This is a genomic window from Parasphingorhabdus sp. (assembly GCF_039977335.1).
Taxonomy (GTDB): domain Bacteria; phylum Pseudomonadota; class Alphaproteobacteria; order Sphingomonadales; family Sphingomonadaceae; genus Parasphingorhabdus.
In genome coordinates this window covers 523,711-538,350 of the sequence record NZ_JBDWDI010000001.1, presented here as the reverse complement: position 1 = coordinate 538,350, position 14,640 = coordinate 523,711, and the positions used below count along the sequence as shown (strand labels likewise).

At 52.9% G+C, this 14,640-nt stretch carries 19 protein-coding genes; 5 read left to right on the top strand and 14 right to left on the bottom strand.

The genetic code is table 11. The features are described 5' to 3' along the window. Positions 1–10: 10 nt before the first annotated feature. On the top strand, positions 11–514 hold the full coding sequence (locus ABJM21_RS02620; RefSeq protein WP_348302953.1) for a VOC family protein: 504 nt from the start codon (positions 11–13) through the stop codon (positions 512–514). A 179-nt stretch (positions 515–693) separates the two neighbouring features. On the opposite strand, the gene ABJM21_RS02615 is transcribed toward ABJM21_RS02620, so the two are convergent. From ABJM21_RS02615 to coxB, 14 genes are all read right to left on the bottom strand, one after another. Then, positions 694–1,101, bottom strand: a complete 408-nt coding sequence (locus ABJM21_RS02615; protein ID WP_348302954.1) for an EVE domain-containing protein — start codon at positions 1,099–1,101, stop codon at positions 694–696. Positions 1,102–1,206: 105 nt separating this feature from the next. Next, positions 1,207–1,764: a fasciclin domain-containing protein gene (locus tag ABJM21_RS02610; RefSeq protein WP_348302955.1), complete on the bottom strand. Its 558-nt coding sequence runs from the start codon at positions 1,762–1,764 to the stop codon at positions 1,207–1,209. 114 nt (positions 1,765–1,878) lie between these two features. After that, positions 1,879–2,652: an SDR family oxidoreductase gene (locus tag ABJM21_RS02605; RefSeq protein WP_348302956.1), complete on the bottom strand. Its 774-nt coding sequence runs from the start codon at positions 2,650–2,652 to the stop codon at positions 1,879–1,881. Then, positions 2,649–3,020 (bottom strand): dihydroneopterin aldolase, encoded by a 372-nt coding sequence (locus ABJM21_RS02600; RefSeq protein WP_348302957.1) that lies wholly within the window; start codon positions 3,018–3,020, stop codon positions 2,649–2,651. Before ABJM21_RS02600 ends, ABJM21_RS02605 begins: the two co-directional genes overlap by 4 nt. Before the next feature lie 65 nt (positions 3,021–3,085). Continuing rightward, positions 3,086–3,970 carry a class I SAM-dependent methyltransferase gene (locus tag ABJM21_RS02595; RefSeq protein ID WP_348302958.1) on the bottom strand — a complete coding sequence of 295 codons (885 nt, stop codon included), beginning with the start codon at positions 3,968–3,970 and terminating at the stop codon, positions 3,086–3,088. Continuing rightward, positions 3,963–5,366 (bottom strand): threonine synthase, encoded by a 1,404-nt coding sequence (gene thrC / locus ABJM21_RS02590; protein WP_348303365.1) that lies wholly within the window; start codon positions 5,364–5,366, stop codon positions 3,963–3,965. Before thrC ends, ABJM21_RS02595 begins: the two co-directional genes overlap by 8 nt. A 42-nt stretch (positions 5,367–5,408) precedes the next feature. After that, positions 5,409–5,999 (bottom strand): SURF1 family protein, encoded by a 591-nt coding sequence (locus ABJM21_RS02585; protein ID WP_348302959.1) that lies wholly within the window; start codon positions 5,997–5,999, stop codon positions 5,409–5,411. Then, the gene (locus ABJM21_RS02580; protein WP_348302960.1) at positions 5,996–6,388 is read right to left on the bottom strand and encodes a DUF983 domain-containing protein; all 393 of its coding nucleotides are present in this window, start codon (positions 6,386–6,388) and stop codon (positions 5,996–5,998) included. Before ABJM21_RS02580 ends, ABJM21_RS02585 begins: the two co-directional genes overlap by 4 nt. A gap of 9 nt (positions 6,389–6,397) precedes the next feature. After that, entirely contained in the window at positions 6,398–7,267 is an 870-nt protein-coding gene (locus tag ABJM21_RS02575) for a cytochrome c oxidase subunit 3 (RefSeq protein WP_348302961.1), read from the bottom strand. A 33-nt stretch (positions 7,268–7,300) separates the two neighbouring features. Then, a complete protein-coding gene (locus tag ABJM21_RS02570; RefSeq protein ID WP_348302962.1) occupies positions 7,301–7,891 on the bottom strand; it encodes a cytochrome c oxidase assembly protein in 591 nt (196 codons plus the stop codon). Beyond that, positions 7,888–8,052, bottom strand: a complete 165-nt coding sequence (locus ABJM21_RS02565; protein WP_348302963.1) for a hypothetical protein — start codon at positions 8,050–8,052, stop codon at positions 7,888–7,890. The genes ABJM21_RS02570 and ABJM21_RS02565 overlap by 4 nt, the downstream gene beginning before the upstream one ends. Continuing rightward, positions 8,049–8,954: a heme o synthase gene (locus ABJM21_RS02560; RefSeq protein ID WP_348302964.1), complete on the bottom strand. Its 906-nt coding sequence runs from the start codon at positions 8,952–8,954 to the stop codon at positions 8,049–8,051. Before ABJM21_RS02560 ends, ABJM21_RS02565 begins: the two co-directional genes overlap by 4 nt. An 89-nt stretch (positions 8,955–9,043) precedes the next feature. Then, positions 9,044–10,696 carry a cytochrome c oxidase subunit I gene (ctaD, locus tag ABJM21_RS02555; protein WP_348302965.1) on the bottom strand — a complete coding sequence of 551 codons (1,653 nt, stop codon included), beginning with the start codon at positions 10,694–10,696 and terminating at the stop codon, positions 9,044–9,046. Between the two features lie 14 nt (positions 10,697–10,710). After that, positions 10,711–11,673, bottom strand: coding sequence for a cytochrome c oxidase subunit II (coxB, locus tag ABJM21_RS02550; protein WP_348303367.1), 963 nt, complete (start codon positions 11,671–11,673; stop codon positions 10,711–10,713). A 314-nt stretch (positions 11,674–11,987) separates the two neighbouring features. Here coxB and pyrE point away from each other — a divergent pair, with 314 nt between their 5' ends. The 4 genes from pyrE to lepB are packed head-to-tail and all read left to right on the top strand — an operon-like array spanning position 11,988 to position 14,639. Then, positions 11,988–12,569 (top strand): orotate phosphoribosyltransferase, encoded by a 582-nt coding sequence (gene pyrE, locus ABJM21_RS02545; protein ID WP_348303369.1) that lies wholly within the window; start codon positions 11,988–11,990, stop codon positions 12,567–12,569. Continuing rightward, positions 12,566–13,300, top strand: coding sequence for a pyridoxine 5'-phosphate synthase (locus ABJM21_RS02540; protein WP_348302966.1), 735 nt, complete (start codon positions 12,566–12,568; stop codon positions 13,298–13,300). The genes pyrE and ABJM21_RS02540 overlap by 4 nt, the downstream gene beginning before the upstream one ends. Before the next feature lie 10 nt (positions 13,301–13,310). Beyond that, positions 13,311–13,715, top strand: a complete 405-nt coding sequence (acpS, locus tag ABJM21_RS02535; protein WP_348302967.1) for a holo-ACP synthase — start codon at positions 13,311–13,313, stop codon at positions 13,713–13,715. A gap of 54 nt (positions 13,716–13,769) precedes the next feature. Next, positions 13,770–14,639 carry a signal peptidase I gene (gene lepB, locus ABJM21_RS02530; protein ID WP_348302968.1) on the top strand — a complete coding sequence of 290 codons (870 nt, stop codon included), beginning with the start codon at positions 13,770–13,772 and terminating at the stop codon, positions 14,637–14,639. The last annotated feature ends 1 nt before the right edge of the window (position 14,640 follow it).

Genomic DNA, 14,640 nt, shown 5'->3' with positions numbered 1-14,640 from the left:
ACATCGAAAAATGAAATTCCTCGCGCCCTTCCTGATCGCCGGACTATTGCTGACAGCCCCCGCGCAAGCGCAGAATTCCGATGCTCCACAGCAGGAGGCCGCAACACTCGGCCTAAACCATATAGGTTTTGCGGTGACCAAGCTCGATGACACGGTTGCTTTCTTTGTCGATATATTGGGTTGGAAGCCCGCAGGCGGGCGCCCGGAATATCCGGCAAAATTTGTCACCAACGGCAAAATGTTTGTGACCCTGTGGCAAGTCACCGACCCTGCCAAAGCGGTCGCCTTTGATCGGAAGCAGAATGTTGGTCTACATCATATGGCGATCACCGTTCGTGATCTGCCGACGCTGCATGACCTGCACCGCAAATTCGTCGCGCATAAGGATGTCACCGTTGAATTTGCGCCCGAATTTCTGGGCGATGGTCCCACGACCCATATGATCATCCGGGAACCATCCGGACTGCGGCTGGAGTTTATTGTACCAGCGGATCGGGTCAAACCAAAAGGTTAGCAGCAAAGCGCTTTCCTACAGCAGCGGCTTTGTGATATTTCTGAAAGCTCGCTCTTTCTCAGTCTTGAATATCTATGCGCATCGGTTCGCCAGAGGCCGCAATTTTGATTGGCAAAGCACGAAAATCTTTTCGCGCTTTAGGGGGTGTGACCCTGTGTGACCCTCAATCGAAAAGGATATTAAGCGGCCATCGCCAAAACCTCTTCCCATTCATCTGCGGTTACCGGCGCCACTGATAAACGGGTCTGACGAATAATTGCCAGATTGGCGAGCTTCGGATTCTGTTTCATCTCTTTGAGCGGCACGGCCTTGGCCAGCTTACGGACCGGCTTCACCTTCACCGCTATCCAGCGGCCGGTATCATCAAACGGATCCGGAAATTGCTCTTCGCTCACTTCCATGATCCCGACAATCTCTAGCCCTTGACGCGAATGATAGAAAAACACTTGGTCGCCGACCTTCATCTTTTTCATATTATTGCTGGCCTGCGCATTTTTGACGCCGTCCCACGTGCCTTCTTTTTCCGCGATCAGATCGTCCCAGCCATATTCATCTGGCTCGGACTTCATCAACCAATATTGCGCCATGGAATAGCTCCTCGTTCAAAAGATAGCTCCCCAATAGACGCTCTCTCGCCAACAAAAAAGGCCCCGCCGTTCGGGCGAGGCCTTTTCAAAATATTGGTTTTGATTTTAACCGGGCATAACCACGGTATCGATCGCGTGGATCACGCCATTGGTCGCATCTACATCGGCCAGTGTAACCGTTGATTTTGCGCCGGTTGCGTCTTCCAGAATGACTTTCTGGCCTTCCAGATGCGCTTTCAACTTCGCGCCCTGCACGGTTGTCAATGTTGCCGTGCCATCGCCCTCTGCAATAGCCTTCGTCATATCCGCGGCGGTCATCTTGCCGGAAATAACGTGATAGCTGAGCAATGCGGCGAGATCGTCTTTCTTTTCGGGTGAGAGTAGATCGCTCAACTCTGTGGGGTCCACCTTGTTAAAGGCCGCGTTGGTTGGCGCGAATACCGTGAACGGGCCCTCACCGGAAAGAGTTTCGCCCAATTCAGCGGCTGTCATCGCCACAACCAGGGTTGAAAAATCTGACTCATTTTGGGCGACACCGACAATATCGGTCGGTTCTGCAGGTGCCACTGCCGCGACTTCTTCGGTCTCGGCAGACTGCTCGCCACAAGCAACTAGAGAAATGGAGGCTGCACTAGCCAGGAGGAATTTGGAAATATTACGCACAATGGTCCTTTCACTATATGTCCCCCAATTTTAGTTAAAAGCCCGCACGGCAGGGTGGGGGCTGAGCCCTGCCATGTAAGGTATTTATCGATGAGTAGAGTATTAATTGGGGACTTAACGACGCTCCATGAACATGAAATCGCGATCAAAACTTTTCATATGGGCTCCGCCGTCCACAAACAATATTTGGCCTGTTACACTGTCTGCCCCAGCCAGATAACGCACTGCCGTAGCGATGTCATCGGGTGAGGAAAGTCGGTTCAGTGGCATATTGGTTGCTAGGCGGTCCATCTGGTCACCGCTATAATCCTCGGTCTTCAGCGTCAACCCGGGAGCCACGCCATTTACGCGCAATTTTTCGGCACAAGCGACCGCCAGACTTCGTACAGATTCGGCCAATGCCTGCTTCGACAATGTATAACTGAGTTGATCGCCATTAGGATTGCGGACACGTTGATCGACAATGTTAATCACCGCGGCCCGCTCTCCTTCCGGCACTTGGCGTGCCAGCAAGGTGGTCAGCAGGGTTGGGGCCATCATGTTAATCTTCATGTGGCTTTCGAGCGATTGACCAGTCAGGCTGCCAGCGTCGTCATATTCGAACAGGGAAGCATTGTTGACCAGCAGATCGGGCATCCGCCCAAATCTCTGGCCTACCGCGTCGAGTAGGTCCGCAGCCGCTCCATCATCGCCGAAATCTGCAACAAAGCCTTCCCATTGGCTATCATTGTTCTTCAGCGCTTTCATTAGCCGGTCATCCGGCTCTGCATCGCTGTGGCCATGCAGCGCAAGCGCATAGCCCGCATCAGCCAGTTCCGCCGCAATATGAGCGCCCAACCGGCGAACGCCGCCAGTAACCAGCGCCAGCTTCACTGACTTATCGTTCATTTACGCGCCCGAGACATAGTGATCCCGATCGCTTCTCCTTTTTCGGAGATCAGTAATTTAACGATCTTCACCGTCACGCGCAGCACGCTCTTGTCCTGCAAAAACAATGTCTCGATGATATGATCGGCCACCGCTTCAATCAATTTGAAATGCACACCCTCCGGCAAGGCCGTTGTCGCCGCATCTTTCAAATCCATATAGTTTTTGGAGCTATCCAGCGGCGTATCCGCTTCATAACGCTCCTGAATTTTCAGGTCGGCCGCTATGGAAATCCGCAAAGGCTGCGGCAAATGGGTTTCTTCGGAATAGATGCCGGTCAGGACATCAACCTCTAGATCATTGACCTCTAATGTAAGTGTATCTGTCATACTATATCTTCACCACGTTGCAGCACCAATGGCAAGCTGAGCCTCTTATTTGTTGGACCCCAGTTCTATTTGGACCAACGCGCGTATATCGCTGTTGGCAGCAACAGACCGCGCGCTTCTTCACGTACCGCCAATTCGCCAACCTCGATCGTACCGCCGAGATGGACCAGCTTCTCGCGAAGCAACGACCCCAAAGCCAAAGCCGACATGCGCACCGCATAAACAGTAAGAAACAGGCAGCGACTATTCTCGTCGAGTAGCTTCCCGCAATTGTCGATCAGCGGAGCGAGGTCTTCCTCAAGCCGCCATATCTCACCATCCGGTCCGCGGCCATATTTCGGCGGGTCTAGCAGGATAGCATCATAGCGCCGCTCGCGCCGTACCTCACGAGCCGCGAATTTCGCTGCATCGTCAATAATCCAGCGCACCGGACGCTCTGACATACCGGACAAAGCCGCATTGTCCCGCGCTGCCGACACCGATTTTTTAGATGCATCGACATGAACCAGCCTCGCCCCGGCAGCGGAAAGAGCCAGTGTTCCAACGCCCGTGTAACCGAATAGATTAAGGGCTTGCGCTTCCTCTACGCCTTCCAGATTGGACCGGATCCAGCGCCATACCGGATCCATATCAGGGAAATAGGCCAGATGGCGAAAGGGCGTACATTGGGCCGTGAAAGTGACCTCTTCCCAAGTCTGCGACCATCCTTCCTTCGGTACAGGCCGATTGAAATGCCAGCGCCCGCCACCGTCATCATCTGAAGCAGGAATAAACTCGCCATCGGCCTGCCAGTCATCCTGTGCAGGTGCCCACATCGCCTGCGGTTCGGGGCGAATGAAATGATAATCACCATAGCGTTCCAGCTTGCGGCCATTGCCACTATCGATCAGCGCATAGTCGCTGCGCGGGTCGCTGATCATCACGCCGGGGCTTGAGATTGCGTCAGCCATTGGCCGGTGTCGCTTGAGAGGTCACAAAAGCCTTCACAGCATCATAATCACCAGGCAGTTTGTCGCAGGCTTCTTCACGATCGAACAGATCACCAATACGTCGCGGCAATGCCGGACGCATACCAGTTGCCCGCTCAACGGCATCCCGGAACTTCGCCGGATGGGCAGTAGCCAATGTTACAATCGGAACGGACGGATCAATATCGGCTGACCGGGCCGCTGACAGCCCGATAGCCGTGTGCGGATCGATCACCTGCCCCGCATCCTCCTGCGCTTGGCTCATGGCTAATGTCATACTATCGGGGTCGACACGTTCGCTGGTGAAAATTGACGAAGCTTTTGCAAGCATTTCAGGCGCAATCTGCATATTGCGTGATTCTTCAAAGGCTTTCATCCGCGCTGCGGTCTTTGCTCCGTCCCGGCCTTCAAGGTCGAACAACAGACGTTCAAAATTGCTGCTAATCTGAATATCCATCGATGGCGCTGCCGTTGGCGTCACGGTTCCGGCAGAATAGTCGCCGTCACTCAAGGCTCGATGAAGAATGTCATTGACGTTAGTGGCAACGACCAGTCGTTCAATCGGCAATCCCATTTGCGCCGCCACATAGCCAGCAAACACATCGCCAAAATTACCGGTTGGAACCGAAAAAGCGATCTTGCGATGAGGCGCGCCCAATTGTGAGGCTGCATAGAAATAATAGACAATCTGAGCCATCAGCCGCGCCCAGTTAATCGAGTTAACCGCTGAAATGGCAAACTGATCGGTTACCTGGGCATCAGCAAACATCCGTTTGACCATGGCCTGTGCATCATCGAAGCTGCCATCAATCGCGATATTGTGAACATTCGGCGCCAATACCGTGGTCATCTGTCGCCGTTGGACATCCGATATCCGCCCATCGGGATGCAACATGAAGATATCGACCTTTTCACGCCCCGCGAGCGCGTCAATGGCCGCCGAACCGGTATCACCCGAGGTAGCGCCTACAACCGTCAGATGCTTGTCCTGCCGTGCGAGAAATTTCTCGAACAGCAGACCGAGCAATTGCAACGCAACATCCTTGAACGCAAGCGTGGGGCCGTGGAATAGTTCTAGCAACCAATGCTGGCCGTCCAGTTGCACCAGCGGTGTCACCGCTCTGTGGGCAAAGCGCCCGTAAGCCGTCTCACATAAGTCACGCAGTTCGTCTTCGGTAAGCACATCTCCAATAAATGGCTGCATCACGCGGACCGCGATCTCGGAATAAGGAAGTCCAGCCATATCGGCGATTTCGGCTTCTGTCAGTTTGGGCCATTGGGCCGGAACATAAAGCCCGCCATCGCCAGCCAATCCGGTCAAGGTTACCTGTTCAAAATTCAGTGGCGCAGCGCCGCCTCGTGTCGAGATATATTCCATGATGGCCAGCGGGTTAGCGGCCCCGTTGTCGTAGGGCAAGTTCTAAGCTTTGGCAGCCGCGCTATTGCGTCCTCGCAAAGCGAGAAAATAGATGACCAAAGCTATCCCCGCGAACAAAAACCATTGAACCGCATAGCCCATATGATTGTTGGGAACATCTTCCGTCGAAGGCTCTTGGCTTTTCTGCAACCCTGCAACTGGCTCACTGGCGACCAAGCGCAGAATATGCTGACTGTCTGGAGCAATGATGCCATCTACCAGATCGCCACTCCATTCCGGATCGTCCGATGATCGCGACCAGCCTGCAACGACCTGTGCACCTGGTCCCTCAGCACCCGCTGTTTTGCAATGGGCAATATGAGCCCAGCCCGATTGGCCGTTCGCATTACGGCCGCTAACGGCACGCCAAGCCAAGACTTCCAGGCAATTTACGGAAGACCGTCGAAAATATGGCAGATCGTCTGCCACTGGCACAGACGGATAGCTGATAGCGGGCTGATCGCTCGCCGCCTCATAGGTCGCCAACAGTTCATTTTTCCACTCGGCGCGCTGCAATTGCCAAATGCCGAGCCCAATCATTGTGGCCACGGCCGCTAACACAATTATCGTTACAAAGATGGGTAACCGCTTCATTGCTCGCTACCATGATCAATGCTGCCCTCACGCGCTTGATTGCGATGTTCCAAAATAAGCAATATTGCCTTCGATACCCGAAGTGATCCGACCACAGCGGCTATGGTCAACGGAAACCACAAAATCGCATGAAGCCACATTGGCGGCTGGTAGCTAAGTTCCACAATCAGAGCGAGCGCAAGCACCAGACCGCCGACAATCAATGTCAAAAAGGCAGCCGGGCCATCTCCAACATTATATTTCTCATAATCCAAACCACAGGCCCGGCATTTATCAGAAAAAGCAGTGACACTACGGAACAGAGTCTTTTGCCCACAATGGGGGCAGAGTCCAAAAAGGGCAGCAGGAAGAAGGTCCGGCTGCCCTTTTGAGTTTTCGCTATCAGTCAAGAAACTGTCCTAGTGAACCGGTGCGCCCCAGCCGCCCCAGACATAAACAGCAAGGAACAGGAACAACCATACGACATCAACAAAATGCCAGTACCAGGCGGCTGCTTCAAAACCAAAATGCTGCTTCGGCGTGAAATGGCCTTTATAAGCTCGCGCCAGACAAACAATCAGGAAGATCGTACCGACAAGCACGTGGAAACCATGGAACCCGGTCGCCATATAAAAGGCACTGCTATAATTGACGCCAGCGAATGGGAATGGCGCGATGCTATATTCATAAGCCTGAATAGCGCTAAACACGACACCAAGAATGATCGTTAACCAGAGACCTGTAATCAGACCCTGACGATTACCATGAATTAGAGAGTGATGCGCCCATGTGACAGTTGTGCCGGAACACAGCAAGATAAGGGTATTAAGAAGCGGCAGCTCAAAAGCGTTCAATACCTCAATGCCTTTGGGAGGCCATTGCATCAGGGCCGCAGCGCCTTCCTGACCAATCATATTGGTGGCAATACCGTCAGCGAAATCAATCGGCTGAGGGAATAAAGAATAATCAAACCAAGCCCAGAACCAGCCGACGAAGAACATGACTTCCGAAGCAATGAACAGGATCATGCCGTAACGAAGATGCAACTGAACAACAGGCGTGTGATCCCCTGCATGGGCTTCTTTGACCACATTCGACCACCATGTGAAGAAGGTCAGGCCAACGAGACCAACGCCAACGGCGAAAACCAGAGAACCGAAAGACCCGAAAACATCAGGGTGCATCCACATGATACCGCCAAAGGCCATGACCAATGCAGACATGGCGCCAACAAACGGCCAGATGTCTGGCGGTAGAATATGATAATCGTGGTTCTTGGCTCCAGCCATGGTTTAATTCCCCAGGTTCGTTCGTTACTGTTCTTAGCTATCGCTCTTTGCGGGGTCCACCGCAATGCCGTCTTTCGAGCGATAAAATGTGTAGCTTAAGGTGATTTCTGCGATGTCACGCGTTTCCGGATCCTCCAGAATCGCTGGGTCGACATAATATAAGACAGGCATCCGCATCGTTTGCCCTGGCTTTAAGAGCTGCTCTGTAAAGCAGAAGCACTGTACTTTATGAAAATATTTGCCTGCTTGCACGGGCGTTACATTAAATGTTGCAGTGCCAACGACCGGCTGATCCGATTTATTGGTTGCGATATAGATAGCCATGTCGCGCGCGCCGATGCTGACACGGTCTACGGCCTGTTCAGGCTTGAACGCCCATGGCAAGGCCGGGTTGACATTGGAGTCAAACCGAACCGACATGACACGAGATGTGGCCTGCACTGTCGCTGCTTGCGCTTCACCCACACGCTGCGTAGTTCCGCCATATCCGGTAACGCGGCAAAATATTTCATAAAGCGGAACAGCCGCATAGCCCATCCCCAGCATTGCCAAGCCCATCGCTCCCGCCATCATGGCGCTGCGAGCATTTTTGCTCGATAATTCTTGCGTCTGTGCGTGGCTCATGAGACTGCCCCGTTTATCTTAACGAAGGTTATAAGATAAAATAACACCACCAGAAAAAAGAGCAACCCGGCCATAATCGCAGCACGGTGCTTTTGCTTCGCTTGATAGGCCTTTTGCTCTTCCGACGACATTGTCGTTTTATTGGTGTCAATCTCGCTCATGCAAGAATCATCCTGTCCGCCACAAGTGCGCCGAAGAGGGCGAACAGATAGAGAATGGAAAAACTGAACAAATGTTTCTCAGCTTTCATAGCTGCCGGATTTTCTGTCTTGCTCAAGCCAACACGGAACGAGAAGAAGATGAAGGCTAAACTCAGCACAATTGCCGTTGCGCCATAGATAGCACCGGTCATATCAAGGGCATATGGCGCGATTGCACATACAGCGAGAACCAGACTGTAACCCGCGACCTGTCGACGTGTCGACTGACGCCCAGCGACAACCGGCATCATGGGTATGCCTGCTTTGGAATAATCGCTATTCACAAAAAGTGCGAGCGCCCAGAAATGCGGCGGTGTCCAGAAGAAAATGATAGCAAAGAGCAAGAGCGGCATGACCGTGACATCACCCGTTACAGCTGCCCAGCCGATGACCGGTGGGAAAGCGCCAGCTGCCCCGCCAATTACGATATTTTGCGGTGTGCTGCGCTTCAACCAGATGGTGTAGACGACCGCATAGAAAAATATCGAGAACGCCAATATCGCCGCACTCAACCAATTGACCGCGACCCCCATCAGCAAAACCGAGAAGACCGACAATCCAACACCGAAATGCAACGCCGTTTCACGATCCATCCGGCCAGCAGGTAGCGGACGGCTGGCCGTACGTTTCATCACAGCATCGATATCATGCTCATACCATTGGTTGAGAGCCGCAGAAGCGCCGGCACCCAGACTGATCGCCAATATCGCGGTAAAACCGATCACCGGATGGATCGACCCGGGAGCGGCTAGCAAGCCGCAAATAGCGGTAAAAATAACCAGCGACATCACGCGCGGTTTGGTGAGCGCGAACAGATCCTGCGCGCTAGCCAGCTTATGGGGTGATGTCGAAGCGATTGTCATATCTTTATCAAATATCTCAAGTCGTCAATATGGCTGTCTGCCCAGCGACCAACCGGCCACCGGACAGACGGATCCGTCGTTTGCCTCGATTACTTAATCTGAGGCAGTGTTTCAAACTGGTGAAATGGCGGCGGGCTGGACAAAGTCCATTCCAGCGTCGTCGCTCCTTCGCCCCAGTAATTTCCTTCTGCCTTGCGGCCAGCAACCAGCGACCAGGCGATGTTGACGAAGAAGATCAACACACCAACAGCCATGATCACATAGCCGAGCGATGCAATTTCGTTCCAATAGGTAAATTGCTCCGGATAATCGGGATAGCGACGCGGCATGCTCTGGTTACCCAGGAAGTGCATGGGGAAGAACAAGACGTTCACGCCAATGAAGAAAATCCAGAAATGCAATTGACCGAGCAGCTCGCTATAATGGCGACCCGACATTTTCGGGAACCAGTAATAGAAGCCAGCAAAGATCGAGAAGACCGCACCCAGCGACAACACATAGTGGAAGTGAGCAACCACATAATAGGTATCATGCAGGTTATCGTCGATGCCGCCATTAGCCAGCACAACGCCAGTGACGCCGCCAACGGTGAACATGAAGATGAAGCCCAATGCCCAAACCATCGGTGTCTTGAATGTCATGGAACCGCCCCACATGGTCGCAATCCACGAGAAGATTTTGATGCCGGTCGGCACCGCAATCACCATCGTTGCAGCGGTAAAGTACATTTTCACATTAACCGACATGCCGGTGGTGAACATATGGTGCGCCCAGACGACGAAGCCGACAACACCAATTGCTACCATCGCATAGGCCATTCCGAGATAACCGAAAATCGGCTTACGCGAGAAGGTAGAGATGATGTGGCTGATCATGCCAAAACCAGGAAGGATCATGATGTACACTTCAGGGTGACCAAAGAACCAGAAGAGATGCTGGTACAATACCGGATCACCACCACCAGAAGCGTCAAAGAAGGTTGTCCCAAAGTTACGATCCGTCAGCAGCATCGTAATAGCAGCAGCCAACACAGGAAGTGCGAGCAACAGCAAGAACGCTGTAACAAGAACAGACCACACAAAAAGTGGCATTTTATGCAATGTCATACCCGGCGCACGCATATTCAGGATGGTTGTGATAAAGTTCACGGCCCCCAGAATCGAACTCGCACCAGCCAAGTGAAGCGACAGGATCGCCATATCCACAGCGGGCCCAACCGACCCGGAGGTCGATAGCGGTGCATAGACCGTCCAACCGGTGCCAGCACCATTGCCGGTACCGCCCGGAACAAAAGTTGAACCGAGAAGCAATAGAAATGCTGGAATAAGCAGCCAGAAGCTCACGTTATTCATCCGCGGGAAGGCCATATCGGGCGCGCCAATCATAAGCGGCACGAACCAGTTACCAAAACCGCCGATCATTGCTGGCATAACCATGAAGAACACCATGATGAGGCCGTGAGCCGTAATCAGAACGTTCCAAAGATGAAGCGCTTCGTCGGCCGAAGCACCAGCACCCACCCAAGTTGTGAGATACTGGATGCCGGGCTCAGCCAGCTCCATCCGCATCATACCGGAAATCGCACCGCCGATAATACCGGCAACAATGGCGAAAATCAGGTAAAGTGTACCGATATCTTTGTGGTTGGTCGACATGAACCAACGCTGGAAAAAGGCCGGCTTGTGATCCGCATCATGTGCATGATCATCCAAAATCTGGCCGTCTGCTGCAATAGTTGTCATCGCTTGCGTTTCCCTTAGTTCGCAGCGGCGGCTGCATCAGCAGGCGCGCCTTCTGTTGTCGTATCGTCGGATGCAGTTTCTTCAGCCGCATCGTCATCACCTTCGGCGGTTTCTTCGCCTTTTACGGTTCCACCATTGGCGCGCACCCAGTCGTTAAACTTGTCTTCTGGCAGCACTTCTACCGTGATCGGCATGAAGCCATGACGCGCACCGCAAAGCTCTGAACATTGGCCATAATAGACGCCAACTTCGTCGATTTGCAGAACTTTCTCATTAATCCGTCCGGGAACAGCGTCGAGCTTGAACCATGCCGCTGGAATGGCGAAGCTGTGAATAACATCCGCACCGGTAATCAACATCTTAACTGGCTTCCCAACAGGAATAACCATCCGGTTATCAGCCGCAAGCTGGAAAGGCTCTCCACGCGCGTTGGCCTCGTCTTCTGGAAGCATGTTGGAGATGATTTCGAAATCACCATTATCTGGATAGCTATAACCCCAATACCATTGGTATCCGGTCACTTTAACGGTCAGCGCGTCTTCTGGTGCAGGCTCGAACTGCTTCGCGAGCAAACTGATCGAAGGAACAGCAATAACCAACAGGATCATGACGGGGACAACTGTCCAAACGATCTCGATAAAAGTATTGTGGGTTGTTTTCGAAGGCTCAGGATTAGCGCTGCGGCGAAACCGGATCATTACCCAAAACAGCAACGCCAGAACGAACAGGCAAATGGCAGCCATGATGGGTAGCAATATGACATTGTTAATCCATTTTGCTTCTTTACCAGTTTCACTGACCTGCGGCTGGAAATCGATGCCTTTGTCCACCGGCATGCCGACACCTTCAGTCGGCTTCATCGGCGTATAAAGCGCTGGATCAAGACCCGATGCTGGTGCCGCTTCCGTCGCCGGAGCATCTGCAACAGCAGGTGCCGCTTCTGCTCCCGGCGCTGCCGGCAAGGCATCTTGTGCCATTGCCGCCGCTGGCGTGAGAATCAGGCCCAATGCCAGAATCCATGCTTTCACATAATGAGTCATACGTTGCTCAACCTTATTTAAGCCCTAATTTCCGGTCGTTTTCAGCCCATAAGCCAGTCAGATTTTCTGGTAAATATGCCCATTTGGACATCAGCCCCATCAACCTGAAACATCCCGTTTGGGCGGCTTATAAGCAGGGTTGTCGCAAGCCTCAAGCTACTCTACGCATATTTTTTAAGTTTTTGGGCTTTCATTGGAACCAAGATGAACCCATTTCGGAAATAGAAACCAAATAGGACGGAATGAAAACATTGACCGAGAACGAAATATTGGACGAATTCCGCGCCAGCGATGCCCTTTTGGAAGGACATTTTATATTGTCATCTGGTCGGCATAGCGCACAATATCTGCAATGCGCCCGGGTGTTGATGGACCCGGCACGTGGCGCCAGACTGGCCAATGCACTCGTCGCCCAGATGCCGGAAGCTATTCGCGATTCCATAGAAATCGTCGTTTCACCGGCCATGGGCGGTGTCATTGTCGGTCATGAAATGGGTAGAGCGCTTGGGAAAGAAGCTATTTTTCTTGAACGCCCCGAAGGCACTTTCGAGCTGCGCCGGGGCTTCCGTCTTGAGCCCGGTCAAAAAGTGCTGATGATGGAAGATGTGGTCACAACCGGCCTCTCATCGCGGGAAGCCATCAAAGCCATAGGCGAAGCTGGCGGAGACGTCGTTGCAGCAGGTGCACTGGTCGACCGATCAAACGGCGCGGCCAGTTTTGATGTCCCCTTCTTCCCATTAGTGGCACTCGAAGTGCCTTCTTATGCCGATAACGAAGTACCAGCAGAACTGGCCGCCGTTCCGACAACAAAACCCGGCAGCCGCAAGGTATGAACGAAACGTCGCATCTCAGACTAGGCGTCAATATTGACCATGTCGCCACTATTCGAAACGCGCGCGGCGGCGATCACCCCGAACCGATCCGCGCAGCGACGATAGCAGCGGAAGCGGGGGCCGATGGCATTACCGCCCATTTGCGCGAAGACCGGCGGCATATTCGCGATGATGACCTGATCGAGTTGATGGAAGCTCTTTCCATCCCGCTCAATCTCGAAATGGCGGCCACCGACGAAATGCTCGACATAGCGCTGCGTCACAAGCCACATGCGGCCTGCATCGTTCCCGAAAACCGCGAAGAACGTACTACTGAGGGCGGGTTGGATGCTGCGGGCCAGCATAACCGGTTAAAAGATTTTGTCGGACAGCTGCGCGAAGCCAATATCCGCGTCAGCCTGTTCATCGAGCCCGATCCGCGCCAGATTGAAGCAGCGATCCATCTTGGCGCACCGGTCGTGGAATTTCACACTGGCCATTATGCCCATGTCAGCGGCACTGAACGCGAAAAAGAATTACGCCGGATAAGTGACGCCGCTGCATTGGCAGCAAAAAATGGCATTGAACCTCATGCCGGTCACGGCCTGACCTTTGATAATGTTGTTCCGATCGCAGCTATTCCACAATTGGTTGAACTGAACATTGGTCATTTCCTGATTGGAGAAGCCATATTTGGCGGACTCGCGGGAAGCATCCAGCAAATGCGGTCATTGATGGATGAAGCACGGTGAACATAGCGTCATGATTATAGGATTGGGCTCAGACCTCTGTAACATCGAGCGGATCCAAAACTCATTGGATCGTTTTGGTGAACGCTTTGAAAATCGGGTCTTTACGGAAGTCGAGCGCGCCAAAGCGGCCCGCAGGCCGTACACCAAGGCTGGCACTTATGCGAAACGCTTCGCCGCCAAGGAGGCATATTCCAAAGCGGTTGGAACAGGCTTTAAAGCGGGCGTGTTCATGAAGGATATCGGTGTCGTAAACGCCAAAAGCGGCGCGCCGACTTTAGCTCTTACTGGCGGCGCCAAAAAACGGCTCGACGCTTTGGCTCCAGAGGGATATGATGCCGTCGTTCATCTCACACTCACTGACGATCATCCATGGGCACAGGCCTTCGTAATTATCGAAGCGATGCCCACGACCTAGAAAATGGGTCGTTTAGATGATGATCGGGGCGACAATAGAAGAAGAAAACAGGATATGGCTTTAGAAAAGGCGGATGAACAGGCGATCAAAGCCAGTGGTTCGGACAAAGAAAAGACGGACTGGGTCGGCGAGGCCAAGAGTATTGGCCTGTTGTTGCTCGCAGTTTTGGCCTTTCATAGCCTAGTCGCGAAACCCTTTTATATACCGTCTGTTTCGATGATGCCGGGATTGCTTGTGGGCGACCGCCTCATTGTCAGCAAATATGCTTATGGCTGGTCATGGGTGTCGCCGACATTTCATATTTTGCCGCGGATGGAGGGACGACTGTTCGGATCTTTGCCAGAACGCGGCGATGTCGTGATATTGACCCCGAAGAACCAGAGCAGTGACTATATTAAACGGGTTATTGGTTTACCCGGTGACACGTTTGAACTGCGTGGAGGTCAGGTTTTCCTCAACGGCGAGGCGGTTAAGCAAGAGGTTCAGCCAGACCTGAATCTGCCGATAGATGGTAATGCGCCATGCGGATCGCCGGAATTTCCAGGATTGCGCGACAGTGATGCGAGCGGCAACCCGGTTTGCACATTGCCCATAGTTCGCGAGACGCTGCCTAATGGTGTATATTATGATATTATCGATTTAGGTCCTCAGGCTACGGACGACGTCGCGCCAATCATTATTCCCGAAGACCATGTCTATTTGCTCGGCGACAATCGTGATCTTTCCGCCGACAGCCGGGTAGCAAGCCCGCTTGGTCTAGACGGAACCATTCCTTGGGAAAATATTGGCGGGCGCGCAGAGTTTATCACTTTCTCACTGGACGGAACGACCAGCCTCAACCCAGTGAGCTGGTTCACTTCTTTACGGAGCGGCCGCGCAGGAACGAGTTTGCGGCCTGATCGCGAGAGCAGCGCTTCCGAATAAA